22 protein-coding genes, 1 pseudogene and 1 other annotated feature are annotated in these 25,199 nt (G+C 57.8%); of the genes and pseudogenes, 9 read left to right on the top strand and 14 right to left on the bottom strand.

Annotated features, from left to right (window positions below; genetic code table 11):
• Positions 1–156: 156 nt before the first annotated feature.
• The gene (osmB, locus tag A1WC_RS15230; RefSeq protein ID WP_002901783.1) at positions 157–375 is read left to right on the top strand and encodes an osmotically-inducible lipoprotein OsmB; all 219 of its coding nucleotides are present in this window, start codon (positions 157–159) and stop codon (positions 373–375) included.
• 129 nt (positions 376–504) lie between these two features.
• On the opposite strand, the gene yciH is transcribed toward osmB, so the two are convergent.
• The 5 genes from yciH to pgpB all read right to left on the bottom strand — a co-directional run bounded on the left by yciH (position 505) and on the right by pgpB (position 4,148).
• Entirely contained in the window at positions 505–831 is a 327-nt protein-coding gene (yciH, locus tag A1WC_RS15235) for a stress response translation initiation inhibitor YciH (RefSeq protein WP_008807792.1), read from the bottom strand.
• Positions 831–1,568, bottom strand: a complete 738-nt coding sequence (gene pyrF / locus A1WC_RS15240) for an orotidine-5'-phosphate decarboxylase (protein WP_016160774.1) — start codon at positions 1,566–1,568, stop codon at positions 831–833. The genes yciH and pyrF overlap by 1 nt, the downstream gene beginning before the upstream one ends.
• 191 nt (positions 1,569–1,759) lie before the next feature.
• On the bottom strand, positions 1,760–2,929 hold the full coding sequence (gene lapB / locus A1WC_RS15245; RefSeq protein WP_008807790.1) for a lipopolysaccharide assembly protein LapB: 1,170 nt from the start codon (positions 2,927–2,929) through the stop codon (positions 1,760–1,762).
• 6 nt (positions 2,930–2,935) lie between these two features.
• Positions 2,936–3,244, bottom strand: coding sequence for a LapA family protein (locus tag A1WC_RS15250; RefSeq protein ID WP_012542047.1), 309 nt, complete (start codon positions 3,242–3,244; stop codon positions 2,936–2,938).
• A gap of 136 nt (positions 3,245–3,380) precedes the next feature.
• Positions 3,381–4,148: a phosphatidylglycerophosphatase B gene (gene pgpB / locus A1WC_RS15255; protein ID WP_008807789.1), complete on the bottom strand. Its 768-nt coding sequence runs from the start codon at positions 4,146–4,148 to the stop codon at positions 3,381–3,383.
• Positions 4,149–4,311: 163 nt separating this feature from the next.
• Between pgpB and ribA the strand changes: the two genes are divergently transcribed.
• Positions 4,312–4,914 (top strand): GTP cyclohydrolase II, encoded by a 603-nt coding sequence (gene ribA / locus A1WC_RS15260; RefSeq protein ID WP_008807788.1) that lies wholly within the window; start codon positions 4,312–4,314, stop codon positions 4,912–4,914.
• A 46-nt stretch (positions 4,915–4,960) separates the two neighbouring features.
• Here ribA and acnA read toward each other — a convergent pair whose 3' ends face one another.
• The 4 genes from acnA to topA all read right to left on the bottom strand — a co-directional run bounded on the left by acnA (position 4,961) and on the right by topA (position 12,350).
• Complete coding sequence (gene acnA, locus A1WC_RS15265) at positions 4,961–7,633, bottom strand: aconitate hydratase AcnA (RefSeq protein ID WP_016160773.1); 2,673 nt, start codon at positions 7,631–7,633, stop codon at positions 4,961–4,963.
• Between the two features lie 390 nt (positions 7,634–8,023).
• Complete coding sequence (locus A1WC_RS26080; RefSeq protein ID WP_002901776.1) at positions 8,024–8,191, bottom strand: YmiA family putative membrane protein; 168 nt, start codon at positions 8,189–8,191, stop codon at positions 8,024–8,026.
• Between the two features lie 245 nt (positions 8,192–8,436).
• Positions 8,437–9,411, bottom strand: coding sequence for an HTH-type transcriptional regulator CysB (gene cysB, locus A1WC_RS15270; protein WP_008807786.1), 975 nt, complete (start codon positions 9,409–9,411; stop codon positions 8,437–8,439).
• A 341-nt stretch (positions 9,412–9,752) separates the two neighbouring features.
• On the bottom strand, positions 9,753–12,350 hold the full coding sequence (topA, locus tag A1WC_RS15275) for a type I DNA topoisomerase (RefSeq protein ID WP_008807785.1): 2,598 nt from the start codon (positions 12,348–12,350) through the stop codon (positions 9,753–9,755).
• 406 nt (positions 12,351–12,756) lie between these two features.
• On the opposite strand from topA, the gene A1WC_RS15280 reads away from it, so the two are divergent.
• Positions 12,757–13,008 (top strand): YciN family protein, encoded by a 252-nt coding sequence (locus tag A1WC_RS15280; protein WP_002901761.1) that lies wholly within the window; start codon positions 12,757–12,759, stop codon positions 13,006–13,008.
• A 47-nt stretch (positions 13,009–13,055) separates the two neighbouring features.
• Here A1WC_RS15280 and sohB read toward each other — a convergent pair.
• Positions 13,056–14,102 (bottom strand): annotated as a pseudogene (gene sohB, locus A1WC_RS15285) (protease SohB).
• Between the two features lie 255 nt (positions 14,103–14,357).
• Here sohB and A1WC_RS15290 point away from each other — a divergent pair.
• Positions 14,358–15,119: a YciK family oxidoreductase gene (locus A1WC_RS15290; RefSeq protein WP_012542052.1), complete on the top strand. Its 762-nt coding sequence runs from the start codon at positions 14,358–14,360 to the stop codon at positions 15,117–15,119.
• On the top strand, positions 15,116–15,706 hold the full coding sequence (cobO, locus tag A1WC_RS15295) for a cob(I)yrinic acid a,c-diamide adenosyltransferase (protein WP_002901749.1): 591 nt from the start codon (positions 15,116–15,118) through the stop codon (positions 15,704–15,706). Before A1WC_RS15290 ends, cobO begins: the two co-directional genes overlap by 4 nt.
• A 60-nt stretch (positions 15,707–15,766) precedes the next feature.
• Here the strand turns inward: cobO and rluB are convergent, their stop codons facing one another.
• Both rluB and gcvA read right to left on the bottom strand, forming a co-directional pair.
• Positions 15,767–16,669, bottom strand: a complete 903-nt coding sequence (gene rluB / locus A1WC_RS15300) for a 23S rRNA pseudouridine(2605) synthase RluB (RefSeq protein WP_008807781.1) — start codon at positions 16,667–16,669, stop codon at positions 15,767–15,769.
• A 280-nt stretch (positions 16,670–16,949) separates the two neighbouring features.
• On the bottom strand, positions 16,950–17,849 hold the full coding sequence (gene gcvA / locus A1WC_RS15305; RefSeq protein ID WP_032691360.1) for a transcriptional regulator GcvA: 900 nt from the start codon (positions 17,847–17,849) through the stop codon (positions 16,950–16,952).
• A gap of 111 nt (positions 17,850–17,960) precedes the next feature.
• On the opposite strand from gcvA, the gene A1WC_RS15310 reads away from it, so the two are divergent.
• On the top strand, positions 17,961–18,869 hold the full coding sequence (locus A1WC_RS15310; RefSeq protein WP_016160770.1) for a DMT family transporter: 909 nt from the start codon (positions 17,961–17,963) through the stop codon (positions 18,867–18,869).
• Between the two features lie 21 nt (positions 18,870–18,890).
• Here A1WC_RS15310 and A1WC_RS15315 read toward each other — a convergent pair whose 3' ends face one another.
• Both A1WC_RS15315 and rnm read right to left on the bottom strand, forming a co-directional pair.
• Complete coding sequence (locus tag A1WC_RS15315) at positions 18,891–19,511, bottom strand: L-threonylcarbamoyladenylate synthase (RefSeq protein ID WP_008807778.1); 621 nt, start codon at positions 19,509–19,511, stop codon at positions 18,891–18,893.
• A gap of 16 nt (positions 19,512–19,527) precedes the next feature.
• The gene (gene rnm / locus A1WC_RS15320; protein ID WP_012542055.1) at positions 19,528–20,391 is read right to left on the bottom strand and encodes an RNase RNM; all 864 of its coding nucleotides are present in this window, start codon (positions 20,389–20,391) and stop codon (positions 19,528–19,530) included.
• 159 nt (positions 20,392–20,550) lie between these two features.
• Positions 20,551–20,646 (top strand) — a sequence feature (Trp leader region).
• 33 nt (positions 20,647–20,679) lie between these two features.
• Between rnm and A1WC_RS15325 the strand changes: the two genes are divergently transcribed.
• The 3 genes from A1WC_RS15325 to trpCF are packed head-to-tail and all read left to right on the top strand — an operon-like array spanning position 20,680 to position 25,199.
• Positions 20,680–22,242: an anthranilate synthase component 1 gene (locus tag A1WC_RS15325; RefSeq protein ID WP_012542057.1), complete on the top strand. Its 1,563-nt coding sequence runs from the start codon at positions 20,680–20,682 to the stop codon at positions 22,240–22,242.
• Positions 22,242–23,837: a bifunctional anthranilate synthase glutamate amidotransferase component TrpG/anthranilate phosphoribosyltransferase TrpD gene (trpD, locus tag A1WC_RS15330; RefSeq protein ID WP_004148109.1), complete on the top strand. Its 1,596-nt coding sequence runs from the start codon at positions 22,242–22,244 to the stop codon at positions 23,835–23,837. Before A1WC_RS15325 ends, trpD begins: the two co-directional genes overlap by 1 nt.
• A 3-nt stretch (positions 23,838–23,840) precedes the next feature.
• Positions 23,841–25,199 carry a bifunctional indole-3-glycerol-phosphate synthase TrpC/phosphoribosylanthranilate isomerase TrpF gene (trpCF, locus tag A1WC_RS15335; protein WP_012968448.1) on the top strand — a complete coding sequence of 453 codons (1,359 nt, stop codon included), beginning with the start codon at positions 23,841–23,843 and terminating at the stop codon, positions 25,197–25,199.

Here is a 25,199-nt window from a genome sequence, read left to right as displayed (position 1 = left end):
TTATTATTAGCGATATAACAGGAAGTGACTATCACCTGCGTGATTTTCGTGACACCTGCGCACCCTAACTTCATGGAATTGCCCTAAAGCTGCTATTTCAGGCTATGCTTAAAGGAGCGTAGTATCCATGAATAGATTATTCAGGAGAAAAAAATGATGACTTCAACGAGCAAAAAAATGGCTGCCGTCGTTCTGGCTGTCACTGTAGCAATGTCTCTGAGCGCTTGTTCTAACATGTCTAAACGTGACCGTAACACCGCTATCGGTGCTGGCGCCGGCGCCATCGGTGGTGCGGTGTTAACTGACGGTAGCGCACTCGGAACCCTGGGTGGCGCGGCGGTCGGTGGTATTATTGGTCACCAGGTTGGCAAATAATATAATTACCTGACGAAATAAAAGAATAATTCACACGAATTGACTTACGCACGTTAAATCATTCAAGGCCGCGGCATTCACCGCGGCCTTGTTATTTCAGCATTACTTTAATTATTGCCGAAATAGCACTCAGCCACCGGCTAACTTAACCTTCATTCCTTTCGCCTCGAGCAGCGATTTGAGCAAATCCCGTTTGTCACCCTGGATCTCGATCACGCCATCTTTCACCGCGCCGCCGCAGCCACATTTCTTTTTCAGCTCTGCAGCCAGGGCGTTCAGCGCGGCATCGTCAGCATCGATGCCGCTAATCAGGCACACGCCTTTGCCCTTGCGACCGCTGGTCTGGCGCTGAATACGAACAATACCATCGCCTTTAGGCCGCACCGGCGCCGGTTTCGCTTCGTCGATACGCCCGGTTTCCGTGGAGTAGACCAGGCGGCTATTGGAATCGCTCATTATGCCTCCTTTGACAACGAGACGTTGATTGCCCGCAGCGTTGCGGCAGGATCGGCCGACTGAGTGACCGGGCGACCAATAACCATATAATCCACCCCCGCCGCCTGGGCCTGCTCGGGGGTCATAATCCGCCGCTGATCCCCAGCCTCGCTCCCCTGCGGACGGATCCCCGGGGTCACCAGCTTAAACGCCTGCCCCAGCTCCTGTTTGAAGCGCACCGCCTCCTGAGCTGAGCACACGACCCCGTCAAGACCACAGCGTTGGGTCAGCGCTGCCAGCTTCGCCGCGTAATCAGCCGGGGATAAGGTAATGCCCAGATCCTGCAGGTCGCTGGCCTCCATGCTGGTGAGTACGGTGACAGCGATCAGCAGCGGAGCCTCTTTACCAAACGGCAGCAGCGCTTCACGCGCGGCGGTCATCATCCGCGCGCCGCCGGAGGCATGGACATTCACCATCCATACGCCGAGTTCGGCCGCCGCCGCCACCGCGCGGGCCGTGGTATTGGGGATATCGTGAAACTTAAGGTCAAGGAACACCTCAAACCCGCGCTGGTGCAGATCGCAAACAAACTGCGGGCCCAACAGGGTGAACATCTCTTTGCCCACCTTCAGGCGGCAGTCTCGCGGGTCGATGCGGTCGACAAATGCCAGCGCTTTATCGCGATTATCATAGTCGAGCGCAACCACAACGGGAGAGGATGTGACAGCGCGGGAAGATGTGATAGCTGTAGACGTCATGACCAGACCTTAGTGTTGATGGGCGCCAGGGCGGCGCAAAAAAGGTAAACGGGCAGCATTCTACCTGTGATGCTAACAAAATAACAGACTGCTGTAGTAGCGCTGGCCGGACGATGGCGCTGCCGGGGCCGCGTCTGGAGAGGAGAAAAACGATGAGTATGTTGTAACTAATGGAGGGATTTTTTTTGACTTTATTGGCCGTCGAGACCGCGAATGGGTTTGATGGTGGCCCACGAGCGGCAGGATGGGCAGTGCCAGTAGAGCGTATGAGCAGTAAAGCCGCATTTCTGGCAGCGATAGCGCGGTTTGCTGCGCACCTGCTCGCCGACCATGTTTCTTAGCACCCCGAGGCTTTCTTTCGCGCGCCCTTCTTCCGCTTCGTTGAGATGGTAGTCCATCAGCTTATGGAAGACGCGCATGGTCGGGTGACGTTCCAGCTGCCGGGTAACGTAGTTTTGCGCGGCTTCGACCCCTTCCCGTTGCTCGAGGATCTGCGCCAGCATCAGTTCAGCGGTGGCCCCGGTGTTCTCATCCACACAACGGCGCAGGAAAACCTCCCACTCTTCGGCTTTACCCAGTTGCTGGTAGCAGGTCTGCAGCATCTCCAGCGTCTCACCGACCAGCTCTTTATCCTGATCGATAACCCGCTCAAGGCTCTCTACCGCTTTGGCGTAATCACCCTTTTCCATCCACACCCGGCCCATCATTATTGAGACCCGGGCGCTGTTGCGGTCTGCGGCGGCGCCTTTCTTCAGCAGCGCCATCGCTTTATCCAGATCGTTGGCCGCCATCTGCTGCAGGGCCAGCTCACACCAGAAATTGGCGATTTCGCCACGATGTTTCTCTTTACCCAGCTTCACCAGCCGTTCAGCGACTTCGATCGCTGACTGCCAGTCGCTGGTCGCCTGGTAGATCTGCAGCAGCTGCTGCAGAGCGCTCAGGCGGAAATCGGTCTCATCCACCAGCTGTTTGAACATATCTTCCGCACGATCGTACAACCCGGCGGCCATATAGTCGCGCCCCAGCTGCTGGACGGCCAGCAGGCGCTGATCGTAGGTTAACGATGCGCTTTCCATCAGGCTCTGATGAATACGGATCGCGCGGTCAACCTCGCCGCGCGAGCGGAACAGGTTACCGAGCGTCAGGTGGGCCTCAACGGTGCCGGTATCCTCTTTCAACATATCAAGGAACAGATCGACGGCTTTATCCTGCTGGTTGCTAAGCAGGAAGTTAACCCCCGCCACGTAATCCCGTGACAGGCGGTTGGCATCGTCCTGTTTGGACTGTTGTGCACTTCTGCGCCCCATGTACCAGCCGTAGGCGGCGGCAACGGGTAAAAGCAGAAACAACAACTCCAGCATAAGAGGTTATTCCTTCACGGCAGGCACGCCTGCGTCGACAGCGACCGGGCTGACGGGGGCAATCTGGTGCTCAAGGCGCTTAATTTTTCGCTCCGCGCGCGCCAGCGAGACACGCACCCGCAGCCAGAACAAGCCGCAGATCAGCCAGCCAATGGCAAAGCCTGCGGCGAACAGCACCGCCAGCAGTGTCGAAATGCGGAATTCACCCTGCGCGAGTAAATAGTTGAACGTGACCTGTTGGTCATTCTGCGCCCCCAGCGTCACTGAAATGACGAAGATTGCTAGCACCAGTAAGAAAATGAGTAAATATTTCACATGACTTCCCGTTATGTGGGTTGCGCGAAAAAAAGCCCGCTTTCAGCCCTATAAAGTATCATTTTCGCCGCAGCGGTGGAATGAAAAAGCATGGCAACTGTACAGGATATGCGGTCGGATGCCGCTAAAATCAACATTATTCTGCTTCGGGCATCCGTTTTTTAATATCCTGCGCCTCTTCTCCCGGCGGCGAGAGCGGCCCGCACAGGCGCTGCGTCAACCAGCAGGCCACCGTGACCAACAGCCAGGAGATCAGCGTGGCGACAATGAGATCCAGCGGCCAGTGCATGCCCAGCGCCAGGCGACTGCCCATCACCGCCGTCGCCCATACCAGCAGCACGGCGACCGTGCCCCAACGCCGACGCGGCCACAGCAGCCCGGCGGCCAGCAGCGCCCAGCTGGCGGCGAACATCGTGTGACCCGACGGGAAAGCAAAGCCTGTCTCTTTCTGCCAGTGCTTGCGTAAAAACGGCGGAATGTCCTGCGCCTGCGCCAGCTGGGCATGCACCAGTTTAGCGCGTTCTTTACGCTTCAACGCATAGAATTGCGTCACCGGCACCTGTCTTGAGTTTTCCAGCCAGATGACAAAGGGTCTCGGCTCCTGAACCCGCGCTTTGACCCAGGATTTAACCCCCTGTCCCACCAGGATGGCGGCGGCAAGAATCAGGAACAGGATCAGTGCCGCGCGCAGCCGGTAGCGAAGACACCAGAGAAACCAGCCGCACAGTGCAACATGCGTGATAATTCCCCACGGCTGCGTCACCGTTTCCGTCACCCACCAGAGGGTTTTCAACATAGCAACCGGCAGTCCTGGCTGCCACAGCCAACCAGACAGCCAGACCGTAACAGGCATAACAAGCAGCAGCGCCGCCGCGAGAGCGGTTCGTCGGGCAATCAACAGCATTTTCTCTCCTTCTCCTTGTAGATGAACATCATAGCGGAAAGTAGTTCGTTTGTGCGCTTTCCACGCGGCTAACCGTTCGCGATTAGGAGAACGTCCCGGCCTTGTGGCAAAATAGCGGCAAACAGAAAGCACATTCAGGTGCTGACAGAATCTGGAGAATCACATGCAGCTTAAACGTGTGGCAGAAGCCAAACTGCCAACCCCATGGGGCGATTTCCTGATGGTGGGTTTTGAAGAACTGGCAACCGGACAAGATCATGTCGCGCTGGTGTATGGCGATATCTCGGGGCAGTCGCCGGTCCTGGCCCGCGTCCATTCAGAGTGTTTGACGGGCGATGCCCTGTTTAGCCTGCGCTGTGATTGCGGCTTTCAGCTGGAAGCGGCCCTGTCGCATATCGCCGAAGAAGGTCGGGGGATCCTGCTCTATCACCGCCAGGAAGGACGCAACATTGGTTTATTGAATAAAATCCGCGCCTACGCGCTGCAGGATCAGGGCTACGACACCGTTGAGGCGAACCATCAGCTGGGCTTCGCCGCCGATGAGCGCGACTTCACCCTGTGCGCCGATATGTTCAAACTGCTCAACGTTGAGCAGGTTCGGTTATTAACCAATAACCCGAAAAAAGTGGAAATTCTTACCGAAGCCGGGATCAACATTGTGGAGCGGGTACCGTTGATCGTCGGGCGTAACCCGAAAAATGCTCACTACCTGGATACTAAAGCCGCCAAAATGGGCCATTTGCTGAACAGCAAGCCGGCGGAATAAACCGATTGAATAAAAGAGAAAGGGCCAGCGATGCTGGCCCTTTGTTTTACAGCATATTGCGGATAACGTAGTGCAGGATGCCGTCGTTGCGGTAGTAGGTGAGCTCGGTCGCGGTGTCGATACGGCACCGACAAGGGATCACTTCCTGCGAGCCGTCAGGGCGAGTCAGGGTCACCGGCACCGTAGCGCCAGGCTGAAGCGACTGCAGATTGCTGATATCAATCCGCTCTTCCCCGGTCAACTGCAGCGTTTTACGGGTGACGCCCTGCGGGAACTCCAGCGGCAAAATCCCCATCCCGATCAGGTTGGAACGGTGGATACGTTCGAAGGACTCGGCGATCACCACCCGGATCCCCAGCAGGCGCGGCCCCTTCGCCGCCCAGTCGCGGCTGGAACCTGAGCCATACTCCTTACCGGCAATCACCGCCAGCGGTATGCCTTCCGCTTTATACTGCATCGCCGCATCGTAGATCGCCACCGGTTCGCGGTCCGGCAGATGTCGGGTCATACCGCCTTCCACTCCCGGTACCATTTCGTTACGAATACGGATATTGGCGAAGGTGCCGCGCATCATCACCTCATGGTTACCGCGACGGGAACCATAGGAGTTAAAGTCGCGCCGGGCAACCCCATGCTCCTGCAGATAGCGGCCTGCCGGGCTATCGGCTTTGATGCTCCCCGCCGGCGAAATGTGGTCAGTGGTCACTGAATCGCCCAGCATGGCGAGGATCCGCGCGCCATGAATATCCTCTACCCGCAGCGGTTCGACGCCCATCTCGTCAAAGAACGGCGACAGGCGAATATAAGTCGAGTCCTCCTGCCAGTCATAGGTATCTGACGCCTCCACCTTGATTGCTTTCCACTCCTCGGTACCGGAAAACACTTCCGCGTACTCTTTGCGGAACATCTCAGTGGAGACCTGTTCCACCGCACGGGCAATCTCCTCCCCACTCGGCCAGATATCTTTCAGATAAACCGGTTCGCCATCGCTGCCCTGCCCCAACGGCTCGCGGGTGAGATCGATATTCATGTTCCCCGCCAGGGCGTAAGCGACGACCAGCGGCGGCGAGGCCAGCCAGTTGGTTTTCACCAGCGGATGGATACGCCCTTCGAAGTTACGGTTACCGGAAAGCACCGCCCCGACGGTCAGATCGCCCTTTTTGATCGCCTCTTCAATAGGTTCCGGCAACGGACCGGAGTTACCGATACAGGTGGTACAGCCATATCCCACCAGATTGAAGCCGAGCTGGTCGAGGTAAGGCGTCAGGCCGGCATGAGCCAGATAATCCGACACCACTTTCGAGCCTGGCGCCAGGGAAGCTTTTACCCACGGCTGCGGCTGCAGGCCACGCTCGACGGCTTTTTTCGCCAGCAGACCGGCGGCCATCAGCACGCTGGGGTTGGAGGTATTGGTACAGGAAGTAATAGCCGCAATGGCCACGGCGCCGTCCGGTAGCGAATAGTGATGCCCGTTCAGCGTATAATCCACCGGCTGGCGCTGACGCTGAGGATGGTTAACTTCCAGCTCGCCGCTGGCAGCAAAGGCTTTCGGCACATCGCCGAGCGCCACGCGATCCTGCGGCCGTTTCGGCCCGGCAAGGCTTGCCTCAACGCTGCCCATGTCCAGCGCCAGGGTGCTGGTAAAGACCGGCTCATCGCCCGGCTGGCGCCACATGCCCTGCGCTTTGGCATAGGCTTCCACCAGGGCGACCTGTTCTTCGCTACGGCCGCTCAGACGCATATAGCTAAGCGTCACATCATCGATCGGGAAGAAACCACAGGTGGCGCCATATTCCGGGGCCATATTGGCGATAGTGGCGCGATCGGCCAGGGGTAAGGTATCCAGGCCATCGCCGTAGAATTCAACAAACTTGCCGACGACACCGTGCTGGCGCAGCATCTGGGTGACCGTCAGCACCAGATCGGTGGCGGTGATGCCTTCGCGCAGTTTGCCGCTGAGCTTAAAGCCCACGACATCCGGGATCAGCATCGACACCGGCTGACCCAGCATGGCGGCTTCCGCTTCAATCCCGCCCACGCCCCAGCCCAGTACGCCGAGACCGTTAATCATGGTGGTATGAGAGTCGGTGCCCACCAGGGTATCCGGCCACGCCATCCACTTCCCATTCACCTCTTCGCTCCAGACGGCCCGACCGAGGTATTCCAGGTTGACCTGGTGACAAATACCGGTGCCCGGCGGCACTACGCTGAAGCGGCTGAAGGCCTGTTGTCCCCAGCGTAGAAAAGCGTAACGTTCGTGGTTACGCTCCATTTCCAGACGGACGTTATCTTCGAAGGCCTCGTCATCGCCGAAACGGTCGACGGTGACCGAGTGGTCGATCACCAGATCGACGGGCGACAGCGGATTCACTTTCGCGGTGTCGCCGCCCAGGCGCTTCACCGCCTCGCGCATGGCGGCCAGATCCACGACTGCCGGCACGCCGGTAAAGTCCTGCATCAGGACGCGCGCGGGACGGTAGGCTATCTCCCGGTCGGCATGGGCCTGTTGCAGCCAGCCGGCCAGGGCACGAATATCTTCTTCTGTCACCGAGTCACCGTCCTGCCAGCGCAGCAGGTTCTCCATCAGCACCTTCAGCGACTTAGGCAGTCGACTGAGATCGCCCAGCTGTTTCTCTGCCAGCGGCAGACTGTAGTAATGCCAGGTTTTCTCGTTGACCAGCAGCGTGTCCTTACTGGCTTCTCGTAGGGTTGACGACATAGCTCCTCCTTTATCTCAGGGATGGCATACCCTGATTCTCCTCAGGGTCTCCATTAAAGATAACACATACCGAGCATAACACTTTGATAACAACCCAAATTGCTAAATGCGCCGAGGTCGACAGTGATTAATCGGGAATTATCCTGGAATCGGAGAAATAGCACCAAAATAGTGCAGAAGCGATGATTAAGACGATATTGTATTAGTACACGAGGACAAAAAAAGAGCTAATCGGCCAGCTGGCTATGATTAGCTCTTGTGAGTGATTTCAGATTGGATGAATCCAGCGGCAAAATATATTCTCCCTGTATTGCCGGTCACTGATTTTATATTACAGTTTCCTTTCACTGTCATAAAAATGACATGTATCTACAACGATGACCTACAGCTTTAGCTGACAATCCAGATGTTGCAGATGGTAAGCGCGATGATGCTCCAGAACATCGCCAGCCCTACCAACACTACGCCCCATACGCGACTACGCAGAACGGGATCGATTTCGGTTTTGTCATTCTCGTATGACATCGCCAGTTTCATGTAATCGATATTACTTATCATATTGTCACCACCAATTGCTCAAATCATCAGGTACAGATAAATCTTAATTATGGATAAAAGATTAATCCAGTGAATTTAGGCCTGATGGAATATATTTAACCGGTTATTTGATCGCGGCGGGCATAATGACAAACGTGTTGCCAGAAATTATTAATTTTGTGATTGGTTCGAGGTTTAAGATGTTAAATTAGGACCATGATAGTCAATGGCACTCCCCACAGGGAATGCCATTATTTTTTTAAGGGTTATTTTTCCGGAAGTTTTATATCTTTAAACATCGCTTCAATATCTTCATTTGACCGCAAAGCCACCGCGGTATCCACGACATCCCGGGTCAGATGGGGTGCAAAACGTTGAATAAAATCATACATGTAGCTTCGTAAGAAGGTGCTACGGCGGAAACCAATTTTGGTGGTGCTGTGGCTGAATATACCGTTCGCATCCAGCTTCACCAGGTCCGGGTCAGAGACCGGATCGACTGCCATGCTGGCTATCACCCCGACCCCAAGGCCCAGGCGAACATAGGTTTTGATCACGTCGGCGTCAGTGGCGGTGAAGACAATGCGCGGCGTCAGACCCGCTCGGTTAAACGCGGTATCCAGTTCCGAACGGCCGGTAAAGCCAAAGGTATAGGTCACCAGCGGGTACTGCGCCAGCTCTTCAATGGAAACCGAGCCCTTCGCGGCCAGAGGATGCTCAGGCGTCACCACAATCGACCGGTTCCAGTGATAGCATGGCAACATCACCAGATCGTCATACAGATGCAGCGCCTCGGTGGCGATGGCGAAGTCGGCGTTGCCTTTCGATACGGCTTCTGCTATCTGGGTTGGCGAGCCCTGATGCATATGCAGCGACACCCGCGGGTAGCGTTCAATAAAGCCCTTGATCACCCCCGGTAACGCATAGCGGGCCTGAGTATGGGTCGTCGCCACATATAACGACCCTTTATCAGGCCAGGTATGCTCCCCGGCGACAGATTTAATCGCATCGACTTTCGATAATACCTCGCGGGCGATACGGATGATCTCCTGCCCGGCAGGTGTCACCTGAGTTAAATGTTTGCCGCTGCGGGCGAAAATCTGGATGCCCAGCTCATCTTCCAGCATGCGGACCTGCTTACTGATGCCCGGCTGGGAGGTATAAAGCCCTTCGGCGGTGGATGAAACATTCAGGTTATGGTTCACCACCTCAACGATGTAGCGAAGCTGTTGTAGTTTCATGCTGATATCCGTTTGCGCGTAAAATGAAGCCGCTTAATACACTTTACGTTCAGGCAACTTGTCGACCGTGAGGCCAGCCTCCCGGCAGTTGGCCGTAGTGGCGCCGCAACGCATCCTGAAAGCGATGATGTATAAGACGTTTTAATAATAAAAAAGGGATTAGCTATAACCACTATATCATTTATATCAACAGTGTATAGATACTAACGAAAAATAATATAGGTGGTTATAAGGGGAAGAAAAGACCATCCAGAAGGGGAAACAACGCGGCAGAGGCATCCACTGCCTCTGCCGGCCGTTAGTGCAGGAAAAGCGCGCTTTTCCTGCCTGATACTGCACGATTACTTTTTGGCTTCAGTCCATTTACCGTCAATAAAGAAGGCTGACCAGCCGGTCGCTTTGCCCTCTTTTTCGGAAGCCACATACTGCTGTTTCGTTTTACGGCTAAAGCGCACCAGCGTTTTATTACCTTCCGGATCCTGCTGCGGCGCATCGGCGAGATAGCGCAGTTTTTCCGGCAGACGATCGCGGAAGCGGTACAGCTCTTCCACCAGCGGCGCACGCGTTTCCCGTGACTTCGGGAAGGTGTTGGCCGCCAGGAAGACACCCGCCGCCCCGTCGCGCAACACAAAGTACGCGTCCGACTTCTCGCACGGCAGCTCCGGCAGCGGCACCGGATCTTCCTTCGGCGGAGCCACTTCGCCGTTGCGCAGGATCTTACGCGTGTTCTTACACTCGTCGTTGGTACAGGCCATGTACTTGCCGAAACGCCCCATTTTCAGGTGCATTTCAGAACCGCACTTCTCGCACTCCACTACCGGACCGTCATAGCCCTTGATGCGGAACTCGCCCTCTTCAATCTCATAGCCGTCACAGGTCGGGTTATTACCACACACGTGCAGTTTACGCTTAGGATCGATAAGGTAGCTGTCCATTGCGGTCCCGCACTTCTGACAGCGACGTTTGGCACGCAGCGCGTTGGTTTCCGCGTCATCGCCTTCCAGCACGTTGAGGACTTCGTTTTCCGGCACCAGGTTGATGGTGGTTTTGCAACGCTCTTTCGGCGGCAGAGCATAGCCCGAACAGCCGAGGAAAACACCGGTGCTGGCGGTACGGATGCCCATTTTACGTCCACAGGTCGGGCAGTCGATGCTGGTAAGCACCATCGGGTTCGGCTGCATGCCGCCCTCTTCCGGATCTTTCTCTGCGGTCTCCAGCTGAGTGGTAAAATCGCCGAAGAAGTGGTTCAGCACCTCTTTCCATTCGGCCTGGTGGTTGGCTACCTGGTCGAGACGATCTTCCATCTGCGCGGTGAAGTCGTAGTTCATCAGATCGCGGAAGTTTTCTTCCAGCCGATCGGTGACGATTTCGCCCATTTTCTCCGCATAGAAACGACGGTTTTCCACCCGCACGTAGCCGCGATCCTGAATGGTCGAGATGATCGAAGCGTAGGTGGAAGGACGGCCGATACCGCGTTTTTCCAGCTCTTTGACCAGTGAAGCTTCGCTGAAGCGCGCTGGCGGCTTGGTAAAGTGCTGCGCAGGCGTCAGCTCCACCAGGCTCAGGCGGTCGCCCTGTTTGACCACCGGTAGCGTCCGGTCTTCATCGCCCTTGCGCAGCGCCGGCATGACTTTGGTCCAGCCGTCGAAACGTAAGGTACGACCGCGCGCTTTCAGTTTGAAATCGCCCGCCGCCACGGTCAGCGTGGTGGAATCGTATTGCGCCGGCGTCATCTGACAGGCGACAAACTGGCGCCAGATCAGCTGATAGAGCTTCTGCGCATCGGCTTCCATATCTTTCAGCGTTTCCGCCAGCACGCTCACATCAGAAGGACGAATCGCTTCGTGCGCTTCCTGCGAGTTTTCTTTGCTGGCGTACTGGTTAGCGCTCTCCGGCAGATATTTTTTGCCAAAGTTGTCGCTGATATAACCGCGAACCATGTTCAGCGCATCCTGACTCAGGTTGGTGGAGTCGGTACGCATATAGGTGATGTGCCCCGCCTCATAGAGACGTTGAGCCATCATCATGGTCTTTTTCACGCCGAAGCCGAGACGGGTGCTGGCCGCCTGCTGCAGCGTGGAGGTGATGAACGGCGCGCCCGGCTTGCTGCTGGTCGGCTTGTCTTCTCGCTCCAGCACGCTGTAGCTGGCTTTTTCCAGCAGCGATACCGCCGCCATGGTCTCATCACGGCTGACCGGACGGAACGGCTTATCGTCTTTGTGAGTCACCTGCAGAGGCAGCGCGTCGCCGCCCGGCGTGGTGGTGCTGGCATCAACTTCCCAGTACTCTTCCGGGACGAAGGCTTTGATTTCACGCTCACGTTCCACCACCAGGCGGACCGCAACGGACTGCACGCGCCCGGCAGAAAGACCACGGGCAATTTTCTTCCACAGCAGCGGCGAGACCATATAGCCCACCACGCGGTCCATAAAGCGGCGCGCCTGCTGGGCGTTAACCCGATCGATATTCAGTTCGCCCGGCTTTTCGAAGGCCTGACGAATAGCGTTTTTGGTGATCTCATTGAACACCACGCGGCTGTAACGCTGTTCATCGCCGCCGATCACTTCCCGCAGGTGCCAGGCAATGGCTTCCCCTTCGCGGTCAAGGTCGGTTGCGAGATAGATGTGGTCAGCTTTTTCCGCCAACTGTTTGAGTTCTGAAACTACCTTTTCTTTACCCGGAAGTACTTCATAGTGCGCATTCCAGTCATGCCATGGGTCCACGCCCATGCGGTTAACCAGAGCACCACGTTCGTCCTTTTTAGGCTTTTTAGCCCCTTTGGTGGCGGTAGAGTCGGTGCTCTTTTTGGAAGCTGATCCACTGGTCGGCAAATCGCGGATATGACCGACGCTGGATTTCACCACGTAGTCATTACCCAGATACTTATTGATCGTTTTGGCTTTTGCCGGGGACTCAACGATAACGAGAGCTTTACCCATATTCACCTTTACCTAATTTGATTCATCCAGGAATACATCGCACATTCATACACCCTCCACTGGCGACTGCCTCATATGTTGCGGCACCGTCGGTGAATATCAACCCTGAACACCCGCTTCATCTCCGTAAAACCAGGCGTTTGAGTTTGCTGACTTTTTTTCGTCAGGTGACATAGCACGAAGAATTTTTGGCCGAATGTCAAGCAAATCTGTTGCCAGATCGCCGAAAGCGTCACACTGTACCTGATAAAATTCGTTACGCAACTTTATTAGCATGCAAAAGCGAAACCCGCCAGTAAACGGCTGTTTCTCCACTGGTTACGATTACCCCTGTTTTGTCCATGGAAAATTTGCCCCACGCCGCCGCGCGGCGTAAACTACGCGCGGAGAAAAAGAGGAGTCCGTTATGCAAGGTACAACCCAACCTATCGATCGCCAGACGCTGCTCGAAAAAGCCAACAAACTTATTCGCGAACATGAGGATACGTTAGCCGGTATCGAAGCCACCGACGTCGTTCAGCGCAACAATGTCCTGGTGTTTAGCGGTGAGTTTTATCTTGACGAGCAGGGTTTACCGACGCCGAAGAGTACGGCGGTATTTAACATGTTTAAGTACCTCGCCCACGAGCTGTCGGACAAGTATCACCTGGTCGATTAAGGCCGGTGGAAACGATAACGCGAGGCCCTGGCCTCGCGTTATGTTGTTTACATCAGCGGTTTCTGACCGCGCTGCCACCAGCGCAGCAGAAGTCGATCGGCGCTCTCCGCGGCGCTACCGGTGAAGCGGTCGAGCATTTTCTTACGCTGTTGCTAACGCACCCCGATCACCTCGTGGCTCTCCATGAGCCCCAGCAACAGCTCATCGCTGGTTTCAACCGCATCCACCAGCCCTTTTTCCAGCGCCTGCACCCCGTACCAGTGCTCGCCGGTAGCTACCTGCTCAATATCAAGTCCAGGACGCATCCGATGGACGAAATCCTTGAACAGATGGTGCGTCTCATTGAGATCCTCACGGAACTTGCGCCGCCCTTCTTCGGTATTTTCGCCCAGCATAGTGAGCGTCCGTTTGTACTGCCCGGCGGTATGCAGTTCGATATCAATATCTTTGTTCTTCAGGAAGCGATGGAGGTTAGGGATCTGCGCCACCACGCCAATGGAGCCAAGGATCGCAAATGGCGCCGACACGATTTTGTTCGCCACGCAAGCCATCATATAGCCGCCGCTGGCCGCCACTTTGTCAACCGCCACCGTCAGCGGGATCTGTTTGTCGCGTAACCGCTGCAGCTGAGAGGCTGCCAGCCCGTAACCGTGCACCACCCCGCCGGGGCTTTCCAGACGAATCACCACCTGGTCACGCGCTTTCGCCGCCGCCAGCACCGCCGTGATCTCTTCCCGCAGGCTGTTGACCTCATGGGCATCCATGCTGCCTTTGAAATCCAGCACCCAGGCGCGCGGCTTGCCTTCCGGCTCCACGTTACCCAGCTTCGCCCGCGCTTTCGCGGCCTTCGCCTCTTGTTTTTGCTTTTTCTTCTGCGCTTTATGCCACTGTTTCTGCTGCGGGCCGTCAAGCAGCGCCACCGCCAGCGATTCCTTCATCTCTTTGTAATGCTCGCTAAGATTGGTCACCCGCAGTTCGCCGCGCTGCTTCTTACGCTGGGCCAGGTTGACGATAATAGCGGCAATCACCGCGATAGCGACGACAACCGTCGCGATCTTGGCTAAAAATAAGCCGTACTGAGCAAGTAATTCCACGTTTTCACCTTGTGTAAAGCACTGACGTTGCTGCACAGTGTACATCAGCCCCTGGCGAGAAGTCTTTGTGCTTTGTGTCTTGTGCGCAGCGGATTCCGTTTTTTTTCAGCGAGGCTGAAATCGTTGCAAGATATTAATTTTCTGAATACTTTCCGCTTCGCCGATTGCAATGGCGAGCACTTTCAGGCATAACAGCGCAAAAGTGAGATACCAAAGATGAAGCGCGATCGGGAACCGATCGCCCAAGGAGTCGCCGTGCATTATCAACCGCAACGCCACTTGCTGAAAGATCGCATCATCCTGGTCACCGGCGCCAGCGACGGGATTGGTCGTGAAGCGGCCCTGACCTACGCGCGCTATAGCGCCAGCGTGATTCTGCTTGGCCGCAACGACGAAAAACTGCGCGCCGTCGCCCAGGAGATTGAACGCGAGGGCGGCATTCCCGCCCGCTGGTTTACCCTCGACCTGCTAACCTGCACGCCGCAGGCGTGCCAGCAGCTGGCGCAGCAGATAAGTATGCACTATCCCCGTCTTGACGGCGTGCTGCACAACGCCGGCCTGCTCGGCGACATCTGCCCCATGGACGAGCAGAAGCCGGAGGTCTGGCAGCAGGTGATGCAGGTGAACGTCAATGGCACTTTTATGCTGACCCAGGCGCTTCTTCCTTTATTACTCCGTTCGGATGCGGGCTCGCTGGTCTTCACCTCGTCCAGCGTTGGCCGTCAGGGCCGCGCCAACTGGGGCGCCTATGCGGTCTCCAAATTCGCCACCGAAGGGATGATGCAGGTGCTGGCCGACGAGTACCAAAGCCGTCATCTGCGGGTGAACTGCATCAACCCCGGCGGCACCCGCACCGGGATGCGCGCCAGCGCCTTCCCGACGGAAGATCCGCTAAAACTGAAGACCCCCGCTGACATTATGCCCGTCTATCTATGGCTGATGGGTGACGACAGTCGCCGCAAGACGGGAATGACCTTTGACGCCCAACCGGGCCGTAAGCCAGGAATTGCCCAATGAGTGATGAACGCTACCGCGAACGCCAGCAGCGGCTGAAAGATAAAGTTGACGCCCGGGTGGCGGCAGCCCAGGACGAACGCGGCATTGTGATGGTCTTTACCGGCAACGGCAAAGGCAAAACCACCGCCGCCTTTGGCACCGCGACCCGCGCCGTCGGCCACGGCAAAAAAGTCGGCGTGATCCAGTTTATTAAGGGGACCTGGCCTAACGGTGAGCGTAACCTGCTGGAACCCCACGGCGTCGAATTTCAGGTGATGGCGACAGGCTTCACCTGGAACACCCAGGATCGCGACAGCGACACCGCCGCCTGTCTGGCGGTCTGGGAGCATGCCCGCCGTATGCTGGCTGACGACCAGCTCGATCTGGTGCTGCTGGATGAGCTGACTTACATGGTGGCGTACGATTACCTGCCGCTGGAGTCGGTGCTAAGCGCCCTGCGTGAGCGTCCTGCCCATCAGTCGGTGATCATTACCGGCCGCGGCTGCCATCGCGATATTATTGAACTGGCGGATACCGTCAGCGAACTGCGTCCGGTCAAGCATGCGTTTGATGCCGGGATTAAAGCGCAGATGGGAATTGACTACTGAGGGCCTGATACGGCGAAAGGCAGTACGCGTTCCGGCGGCAATCCACCGGAACGCACAACATTAACCGTTGGTCTTATTGCGAGTACTGGAACGACGGTTGCTGTTGTTACCCTGGCGCGGGTTAGCGCTGGTCTGGCTGTGACGCTTCACCGCCCGACGGATCTGATTGGCTTTCATCCGGCGACGGTCTTTCTCGACGGCAACTTTAGAACTGGTTTCCGGCGTCAGCTCCACCAGCTCGCGCAGGTAGTTGGTCTGCGCCAGGTCCAGTTCGGTATAGCCGCCGCGCGGCAGGCCTTTCGGCAGCAGAATATCGCCATAGCGCACGCGGATCAGACGGCTGACCTGCACGCCGACCGCTTCCCACAGGCGACGCACTTCGCGGTTACGCCCTTCGGTCAGGGTGACGTTGTACCACTGGTTAATCCCTTCACCGCCGGTGAATTTGATGGTTTTAAATGCTGCCGGACCATCTTCTAACTGCACGCCACGAGACAGCTGACGCAGCTTATCATCATCCACCTGGCCGAAAACGCGAACGGCGTACTCACGCTCGACTTCACGGCTCGGATGCATCAGGCGGTTTGCCAGTTCGCCATCGGTGGTGAACAGCAGCAGGCCACAGGTGTTCACGTCCAGACGGCCAACGGCAATCCAGCGCGCGCCGCGCAGTTTTGGCAGGCGATCAAACACCGTCGGGCGCCCTTCCGGATCGTTACGGGTGCACAGCTCGCCTTCCGGCTTATAGTAAGCCAGCACGCGACAGATCTGCTCAGCAGACTCTTTCACCGAGATCAGATGACCATCGATACGAATTTTTAAACCGGGGACGATTTCCACACGATCGCCGAGGGTGGCGATTTTTCCGTCGACGCTGACGCGGCCAGCTTCGATTTTCGCTTCAATTTCACGGCGGGAGCCGTGGCCGGCGCGGGCCAGCACTTTTTGCAGTTTCTCGCTCATTGAGCTTCCTTAAGGTGTCGCCTTCCCAGGCGTCTGGTATGCTTTATGAAACAATGAGGCCTGTATGAACAACTCATTGTTACGTATATACTTTTTACGTAAAGTCTCGCTGGCATGCGCAAAACATTCACCGCGAGCCCGTAATCGTGGCCGAACATACTACACTAACTTCGTCGGGAAAGCTTCTGTTCGCCGTATCGCACCTTGAGTATGGAACAGATTTTCCTCATTCTCCTGTGCGCCTTCACACATAGAGATCTTTACCGGACAGTGATCCTCCTCACTGCGCGCCCTCCTCAACAACAGCCGGGCGCTGGCCGAGCAGCCAGTCGCGAAAACAGCGGTTGGCAGGCGCCAGCAGCGCGGTCTCGTGGTAAACCAGATGATAGGCCAGCGGACAGGCGATGGGCTGCGCCAGAGGATTAACCAGCCGCCCCTGCGTCAGCGCAGACGCTATGAATGAACGTCGCAGTAATGCCATCCCCATACCAGCGAACGCCGCCTCCGTCACGCCGTTGGAATCAGTGAACACCGGACCGCGGCGCGCGCGGTCCGGCTCCAGCCCCACGGCCTCACACCACAGCGCCCAGTCTTCACGATGCTCATCGTGCAGCAGCGGATACTGCAGCAGATCGCCCGCACCGGCGAGGGACCGGCGCGGAGCAATCAGTTGCGGACTGCAGACCGGGATAAGGTCGTCATCCAGCAGGCGGTAAGCCTGCAGTTCCGGCCAGCCGCCGACACCATGACGCACGGCAAAATCGATCCCTTCACTCAGCAAATCTACTCGCCGGTTGGTGGTGCCGATCTGGATCTCAATCTTTGGATAACGTCGTTCAAAATCAGCCAGCCGCGGCAGCAGCCACTGAATGGCGAAGCCGCTGGTACAGCTGAGCGTCACCTTTTCTGGCCCCGCGGGCACCTGCAGGCGCTGGGTGGCGGCGGCTATCTGGAGAAAGGCGGGCTGAACGGCCCGCAGGTAGATCTCCCCCACCTCCGTTAACTGTAACTGTCGGGGAGTACGAATAAAAAGCGGGGTATTCAGCGCTTCCTCGAGGCGGGCAATTTGCTGGCTGACGGCGCTTGCCGTAACGCAAAGCTCACTGGCGGCCTGCTTCAGACTAAGCAGCCTTGCCGCCGCTTCAAAGCAGCGCAGCGCATTCAGCGGTGGAAGTTTCATCGACATGGCATCTCAGTTAAGAATAACTTAATCATGTAAGCATAACGCGTTTGTCGGACGCTGCACGTGAGTTCTACAGTTGACTTCCTTCGTGAATACAAGGAGTCAATCATGCGTGTTATCGACTATGGCCGCCTGCTGCTGCTCGCCGCTCTCTGGGGCGCCAGTTTTTTGTTTATGCGCATCACCACCCCGGCCTTCGGGGCGATGATCAGCGCTTTTCTTCGCGTACTGTTCGCCGCTATCGCGCTCGGGCTGTTACTCGGCGTGCAGGGTAAATGGAGCGGGTATCAGGGAAAATTCATATCCACTCTGAAGCTGGGGGTCATTAATTCAGGCCTTCCTTTTCTGATGTACTGCCTTGCCGCACAGTGGCTGCCGGCAGGGTACTCCGCCACGCTCAACGCCACGGCGCCGATGATGGGAATGCTTATCGGCGCGTTATGCTTTGCGGAACCGTTAACCCTGCGCAAAGGCGGCGGCGCGTTACTGGGCGCCATTGGCGTGGCAGTCATTGCGCGCCCAACCTCCAGCCTCAGCGCCGCCCTCCTGCTGCCGGGGATCGGGGCCTGCCTGATCGCGACCGCCTGTTACGGTCTGGCCGGCTTCCTGACCCGCAGTTGGATCCAGCAGCGGGGCGGCCTTGAGGCTGAGCGCGTTGCGTTGGGCAGCCAGGTCGGCGCCACGCTGTTTCTGTTGCCTTTCTTTCTCTGGTCAGGCTGGTATGGTCCGGTCATAGACTGGCGACAGAGCCTGCCGTGGATAGCGATAGTCATGCTGGGCGTGGTCTGTACAGCAGCAGGGTATATTCTCTATTTTCGCCTGATTGCTGATATAGGACCGCTGCGTTCGCTGTCCGTGACCTTTTTGCTCCCACCTTTTGCGGCGCTGTGGGGCTATTTGTGCCTCGGAGAAACCATACAAAAAGGGCTGATTCTCGGCGCACTGCTGATCGGTCTGGCGCTGTGGTTGATTGTCGTGCGGTCAGGAAGGAAACGCGGGGTGCCGGGCGGAGCATGAACCACCGCCCGACGATGACGATCAGAGGAAAGGCTTCACGTCGCCGACGCCTTCGCGCAGCACCACCGGGGTATCTTCCGTCAGGTCAATAACCGTGGTCGGCTGCTGCCCAAGGAAGCCGCCGTGAATGATGAGGTCCACCACTTTCTCCAGACGATCTTTGATCTCTTCCGGGTCGGACTCGGTAAAGTCGCTGCCGGGCAGCATCAGCGACGTGGACAGCATCGGTTCGCCTAAAGTCTCGAGCAACGCCTGAGCAATAGGGTTAGACGGGACGCGCATGCCGATGGTTTTACGTTTCTCCTGCAGCAGCCGGCGCGGCACTTCCTTGGTCCCCTTGAGGATAAAGGTGTAGTTGCCCGGCGTGTTGTTTTTCATCAGACGAAACGCCACGTTGTCTACAAAAGCGTAGGTTGACAGCTCGGACAGATCGCGGCACATCAGGGTAAAGTTGTGGCCGTCAGGCAACTGACGGATACGGCAGATCCGCTCCATCGCGCCCTTGTCTTCAATTTTGCAGCCCAGGGCGTAGCCGGAGTCGGTAGGATAAACGATCACCCCGCCCTTACGCACAATCTCCACCGCCTGGTTAATCAGCCGCGCCTGCGGGTTATCCGGATGGATATAAAAAAACTGGCTCATACTTCCCTCTCAATTTTTATTTGGCGGCCGCTTCCCAGCTGTGCCAGACGCCTTCCACGCCGGCAGGAAGCCAGAGCTTACGGCCAAGCTCGATCCACGCACAGGGCTGATGAAAATCGGAGCCCTGTGACGCCAGCAGACCAAACTGCACGGCCAGGGTGGCCAGCTGGGCGCGTTCATGGGGCGCCTGCTGACACTGGGCCACTTCCATGGCATCACCGCCCTGCTCGCTAAAGTGGGCCAACAGCCGCTTCAACCACTTGGCGGAGAGATCGTAGCGCCCGGGATGGGCTATCACCGCCTTGCCGCCAGAATGATGAATGACATCAATCGCTTGTTTTATTGTACACCACTGCGGCGGCACGTAACCGGTTTTCCCGCGGGCAAGGTATTTTTTGAAGACTTCCGCCATGTTTTTCGCATGGCCGGCCTCCACCAGAAAACGGGCAAAATGGCCGCGGGTGACGGCGCCACCGTCTGCCAGCCGCAGCGCCCCTTCCCAGGCGCCAGGGATGCGCGCCTTCTCCAGACGCTCGGCAATCATCTGGCCCCGCAGCTGGCGTCGCGCTTTCTGCTCCTCCAGCAGCGCGGTCATCGTCGGGTGCGCAATATCAATATTCAGACCCACGATATGTATTTCGTGATTCTCCCAGAGCGTCGAAATCTCGACGCCGTTTACCAGCGTTAAGGGTAATCCGGCACGGGCGATCTCTTCCCGGGCGGCCGGGATCGCCGCCACGCTGTCATGGTCGGTGATCGCCAGGGTGCCTACGCGCATCTCATGGGCGCGATGGACCAGTTCCTGCGGAGTCAGCCGCCCGTCAGAGGCGGTGGTATGGCTGTGCAGATCGTAAATCACTGCGTATTGGCTGTCGCTCAAAAGGACTCCTGCTGGACATCAACGTAAATAAGCGCATTATCATACCGACAGGCAGAGAAAATCTGCAAACAAGGGTTGACTTTATTCCATTGAACTAGTTAACTAGTACGCAAGTTCACATGAAGGGGTATCACGATGAAAATGCACTTTATCACTCTGCACAGCTGGTGGCGCACCTCCTGATAACGGGCGGCGTGATCGCGTTTTGCATTCAGCATACAGATACCCGGCCCGCCAATGAGCGGGCTTTTTATTGGACAAAAATAATACGAACAGGCGAGAACAATAATGCAAACATCCAAACCGGCACTCGAGCTTCTCACCAGCGACGCCATCTACCGGGAGAACCCGACGGCGTTATTCCACCAACTGTGTGGCGCCCGTCCGGCCACGCTGCTGCTGGAATCCGCTGATATCGACAGCAAAGATGACTTAAAAAGCCTGCTGCTGGTCGACAGCGCGCTGCGCATCACCGCTCTTGGTGACACTGTCACTATTCAGGCACTTTCCGCTAACGGCGCCGCGCTGCTGGAACTGCTGGACGGCGCGCTGCCCTCCGGGATCGCCAATCAGCGCCAGCCCAACGGCCGCATCCTGACCTTCCCCGCGGTCAGCACCCTGCTCGATGAAGACGCCCGCCTCTGCTCACTGTCGGTGTTTGACGCCTTCCGTCTCCTGCAGGAGCTGGTGACCGTCCCGGCCAACGAGCGTGAAGCGATGTTCTTCGGCGGCCTGTTCGCCTATGACCTGGTCGCCGGCTTTGAAGATCTTCCACCGCTGCAGAGCGACACCGCCTGCCCGGACTACTGCTTCTATCTGGCTGAAACTCTGCTGGTCATCGACCATCAGACCAAGCATACCCGCATTCAGGCCAGCCTGTTCACCCCGCTGGAGAGTGAAAAACAGCGCCTGGAGCAGCGCCTGAGCCAGCTGCGTCAGCAACTGAACGAGCCGCCGGCGCCGCTGCCGGTTACCACTGTGGCCGAAATGCAGTGCGACGTTGACCAGAGCGATGAAGAGTACGGTGCGGTGGTGCGCAAAATGCAGCGCGCGATCCGCGCCGGGGAAATCTTCCAGGTGGTTCCTTCCCGTCGCTTCTCGCTGCCCTGCCCGTCGCCGCTGGCCGCTTATGATGTGCTGAAGAAGAGCAACCCCAGCCCGTACATGTTCTTTATGCAGGACAACGATTTCACCCTGTTCGGCGCCTCGCCGGAGAGTTCGCTGAAATATGACGCCGTCAGCCGTCAGATTGAGATCTACCCTATCGCCGGCACCCGGCCACGCGGCCGCCGCGCCGACGGTTCGCTGGATCGCGATCTTGACAGCCGCATCGAACTGGAAATGCGCACCGACCATAAAGAGCTTTCCGAACACCTGATGCTGGTGGATCTGGCGCGTAATGACCTGGCCCGCATCTGTACCCCGGGCAGCCGCTATGTCGCCGATTTAACGAAGGTTGACCGTTACTCCTTCGTGATGCATCTGGTCTCCCGCGTGGTCGGCGAACTGCGTCAGGACCTCGATGTGCTGCACGCCTACCGCGCCTGCATGAACATGGGCACCCTCAGCGGCGCACCGAAGGTCCGCGCCATGCAGCTGATTGCCGCCGCCGAAGGTAAACGCCGCGGCAGCTACGGCGGCGCGGTGGGCTATTTCACCGCCCACGGCGACCTCGACACCTGCATCGTCATCCGTTCCGCCTACGTGCAGGAGGGTATCGCTACCGTCCAGGCCGGAGCCGGCATTGTGCTCGACTCGGTTCCCCAGTCGGAAGCGGATGAGACCCGAAATAAAGCCCGCGCGGTGCTGCGCGCCATTGCCCAGGCCCATCACGCGAAGGAGATTTTCTGATGGCTGACATTCTGCTGCTCGATAATATCGATTCTTTCACCTATAACCTGGCAGACCAGCTGCGGGCCAATGGTCATAACGTGGTGATTTACCGTAACTCCGTCCCGGCGCAGGCGCTGATTGAGCGTCTGGGCACCATGGACAACCCGGTGCTGATGCTCTCCCCGGGCCCGGGTACGCCGAGCGAAGCTGGCTGCATGCCGGAACTGCTGACCCGTATGCGTGGCAAGCTGCCGATCATCGGCATCTGCCTCGGTCATCAGGCTATTGTCGAAGCCTACGGCGGCTATGTCGGCCAGGCGGGCGAGATCCTCCATGGCAAAGCATCCAGCATTGAGCACGACGGCCAGGCCATGTTTGCCGGTCTGGCTAACCCACTGCCGGTGGCGCGTTACCACTCGCTGGTTGGCAGCAATATTCCCGCCGGGCTGACGATTAACGCCAATTTCAACGGTATGGTGATGGCGGTGCGTCACGATGCGGACCGGGTGTGCGGCTTCCAGTTCCATCCGGAATCGATCCTTACCACTCAGGGCGCACGGCTGCTGGAGCAGACCCTGGCCTGGGCGCTGCAGAAGCTGGAGCACACTAACACCCTCCAGCCGATCCTTGAGAAGCTCTATCAGGCGGAAACCCTGAGCCAGCAGGAGAGCCACCAGCTGTTCTCCGCCGTCGTGCGCGGTGAAGTGAAGCCTGAGCAACTGGCCGCCGCGCTGGTCAGTATGAAAGTGCGCGGCGAGCAGCCGCAGGAAATTGCCGGCGCCGCCACCGCGCTGCTGGAAAACGCCGCGCCGTTCCCGCGCCCGGACTACCTGTTTGCCGACATCGTCGGCACCGGTGGCGACGGCAGCAACAGCATCAATATCTCCACCGCCAGCGCCTTTGTCGCTGCGGCCTGTGGATTGAAAGTGGCGAAACACGGTAACCGCAGCGTCTCCAGTAAATCAGGCTCTTCTGACCTGCTGGCGGCCTTCGGCATCAATCTCGATATGAACGCCGATAAATCCCGCGCGGCGCTCGATGAGCTGGGGGTTTGTTTCCTGTTCGCGCCGAAATACCACACCGGTTTCCGCCACGCGATGCCGGTCCGTCAGCAGCTGAAGACCCGCACCCTGTTTAACGTGCTGGGGCCGCTGATCAACCCGGCGCATCCGCCGCTGGCGCTGATTGGCGTCTACAGCCCGGAACTGGTGTTGCCGATCGCCGAGACCCTGCGCGTGCTGGGCTATCAGCGCGCGGCGGTGGTGCACAGCGGCGGGATGGATGAAGTCTCGCTGCATGCGCCCACGGTGGTCGCCGAACTGCATAACGGGGAAATCAAAAGCTATCAGCTGACCGCTGACGACTTCGGCCTGACGCCTTACCATCAGGCGCAGCTGGCGGGCGGCACGCCGGAAGAAAATCGTGACATTCTGACGCGCTTGCTACAAGGTAAAGGTGAAGCCGCTCACGAAGCCGCCGTCGCCGCCAACGTCGCCATGTTGATGCGTTTACACGGGCATGAAGATCTGAAAGCTAACGCTCAGCAGGTACTGGATGTGCTGCACAGCGGCGCGGCCTATGACAGAGTGACCGCCTTAGCGGCAAGAGGGTAAAGAATGCAGACCGTTTTAGCAAAAATCGTTGCCGACAAAGCGATTTGGGTAGAAGCCCGCAAACAACAACAACCGTTAGCCAGTTTTCAGAATGAAGTGGTCCCGACGCAGCGCAATTTCTATGACGCGCTGGCCGGCACCCGCACCGCGTTTATTCTCGAGTGCAAAAAGGCCTCGCCGTCGAAGGGGTTGATTCGCGAAGATTTCGATCCGGCGGCGATCGCCAGCATCTACAAACACTACGCCTCGGCGATCTCAGTGCTGTGTGATGAGAAATATTTCCAGGGCAGTTTCGATTTTCTGCCGATCGTCAGCAAGGTCGCGCCGCAGCCGATCCTGTGTAAGGACTTCACCATCGACCCTTACCAGATCTACCTGGCGCGCTACTATCAGGCCGATGCCTGCCTGCTGATGCTCTCGGTGCTCGACGATGAGCAGTACCGCCAGCTCTCCGCGGTGGCGCACAGCCTGAATATGGGCGTGCTGACCGAAGTCAGCAATGAAGAGGAGCTGGAGCGCGCCATCGCCCTGAAGGCGAAGGTGGTGGGCATTAACAACCGCGACCTGCGCGATATGTCGATTGACCTTAACCGCACCCGTCAGCTGGCGGCGCGTCTCGGCCCGGATGTCACGGTGATCAGCGAATCCGGCATCCATACTTATGCTGAAGTGCGCGAGCTGAGCCACTTCGCCAACGGCTTCCTGATCGGCTCCGCCCTGATGGAGCAGGCGGATCTGGAAGCGGCGGTTAAACGCGTGCTGCTCGGCGAGAATAAAGTGTGCGGCCTGACGCGCCCGCAGGATGCCCAGGTGGCCTGGGAGTCCGGCGCCATCTACGGTGGCCTGATTTTCGTCCCGACTTCGCCGCGGGCGGTGAATGACGCCCAGGCCAAAGCGGTGATCGCCGCTGCGCCGCTGCAGTACGTCGGCGTGTTTCGCAATGCGCCGCTGGACGAGGTGGTCGCCCGCGCGCAGGCTCTGGGGCTGGCCGCCGTGCAGCTGCACGGTGATGAGGACCAGGCCTATATCGACGCGCTGCGCGACGCCCTCGCGGACAACGTCCGTATCTGGAAAGCGCTGAGCGTTGGTGAAACCCTCCCGGCCCGTACTCTCCGCCATGTCGACAAGTACCTGTTCGACAACGGCCAGGGCGGCAGCGGCCAGCGCTTTGACTGGAGCCTGCTGCAGGGCCAGGATCTGCGCAACGTCATGCTGGCGGGTGGCCTGGGTGCCGATAACTGTGTGGAAGCGGCCAAAAGCGGCTGTGCCGGACTCGATTTCAATTCAGGCGTAGAGTCGCAACCCGGGATGAAAGACGCCAGCAAGCTGGCCTCCGTATTCCAGACGCTGCGCGCATATTAA

Source organism: Klebsiella sp. KTE92, from assembly GCF_000398905.1.
Classification (GTDB): domain Bacteria; phylum Pseudomonadota; class Gammaproteobacteria; order Enterobacterales; family Enterobacteriaceae; genus Klebsiella; species Klebsiella variicola.
This window is presented reverse-complemented; position numbering and strand designations above follow the sequence as displayed.

What these genes read in the sequence shown, in the direction of transcription:
- pgpB (WP_008807789.1), bottom strand. Translation starts at nt 4,148, where the DNA reads ATGCTGTTGATTGCCCGACGAACCGCTCTCGCGGCGGCGCTGCTGCTT.
- cobO (WP_002901749.1), top strand. Translation starts at nt 15,116, where the DNA reads ATGAGTGATGAACGCTACCGCGAACGCCAGCAGCGGCTGAAAGATAAA.
- pyrF (WP_016160774.1), bottom strand. Translation starts at nt 1,568, where the DNA reads ATGACGTCTACAGCTATCACATCTTCCCGCGCTGTCACATCCTCTCCC.
- lapB (WP_008807790.1), bottom strand. Translation starts at nt 2,929, where the DNA reads ATGCTGGAGTTGTTGTTTCTGCTTTTACCCGTTGCCGCCGCCTACGGC.
- ribA (WP_008807788.1), top strand. Translation starts at nt 4,312, where the DNA reads ATGCAGCTTAAACGTGTGGCAGAAGCCAAACTGCCAACCCCATGGGGC.
- trpCF (WP_012968448.1), top strand. Translation starts at nt 23,841, where the DNA reads ATGCAGACCGTTTTAGCAAAAATCGTTGCCGACAAAGCGATTTGGGTA.
- A1WC_RS15325 (WP_012542057.1), top strand. Translation starts at nt 20,680, where the DNA reads ATGCAAACATCCAAACCGGCACTCGAGCTTCTCACCAGCGACGCCATC.
- A1WC_RS15315 (WP_008807778.1), bottom strand. Translation starts at nt 19,511, where the DNA reads ATGAGCCAGTTTTTTTATATCCATCCGGATAACCCGCAGGCGCGGCTG.
- trpD (WP_004148109.1), top strand. Translation starts at nt 22,242, where the DNA reads ATGGCTGACATTCTGCTGCTCGATAATATCGATTCTTTCACCTATAAC.
- A1WC_RS26080 (WP_002901776.1), bottom strand. Translation starts at nt 8,191, where the DNA reads ATGATAAGTAATATCGATTACATGAAACTGGCGATGTCATACGAGAAT.
- A1WC_RS15280 (WP_002901761.1), top strand. Translation starts at nt 12,757, where the DNA reads ATGCAAGGTACAACCCAACCTATCGATCGCCAGACGCTGCTCGAAAAA.
- acnA (WP_016160773.1), bottom strand. Translation starts at nt 7,633, where the DNA reads ATGTCGTCAACCCTACGAGAAGCCAGTAAGGACACGCTGCTGGTCAAC.
- rluB (WP_008807781.1), bottom strand. Translation starts at nt 16,669, where the DNA reads ATGAGCGAGAAACTGCAAAAAGTGCTGGCCCGCGCCGGCCACGGCTCC.
- yciH (WP_008807792.1), bottom strand. Translation starts at nt 831, where the DNA reads ATGAGCGATTCCAATAGCCGCCTGGTCTACTCCACGGAAACCGGGCGT.
- A1WC_RS15310 (WP_016160770.1), top strand. Translation starts at nt 17,961, where the DNA reads ATGCGTGTTATCGACTATGGCCGCCTGCTGCTGCTCGCCGCTCTCTGG.
- cysB (WP_008807786.1), bottom strand. Translation starts at nt 9,411, where the DNA reads ATGAAACTACAACAGCTTCGCTACATCGTTGAGGTGGTGAACCATAAC.
- topA (WP_008807785.1), bottom strand. Translation starts at nt 12,350, where the DNA reads ATGGGTAAAGCTCTCGTTATCGTTGAGTCCCCGGCAAAAGCCAAAACG.
- gcvA (WP_032691360.1), bottom strand. Translation starts at nt 17,849, where the DNA reads ATGAAACTTCCACCGCTGAATGCGCTGCGCTGCTTTGAAGCGGCGGCA.
- osmB (WP_002901783.1), top strand. Translation starts at nt 157, where the DNA reads ATGACTTCAACGAGCAAAAAAATGGCTGCCGTCGTTCTGGCTGTCACT.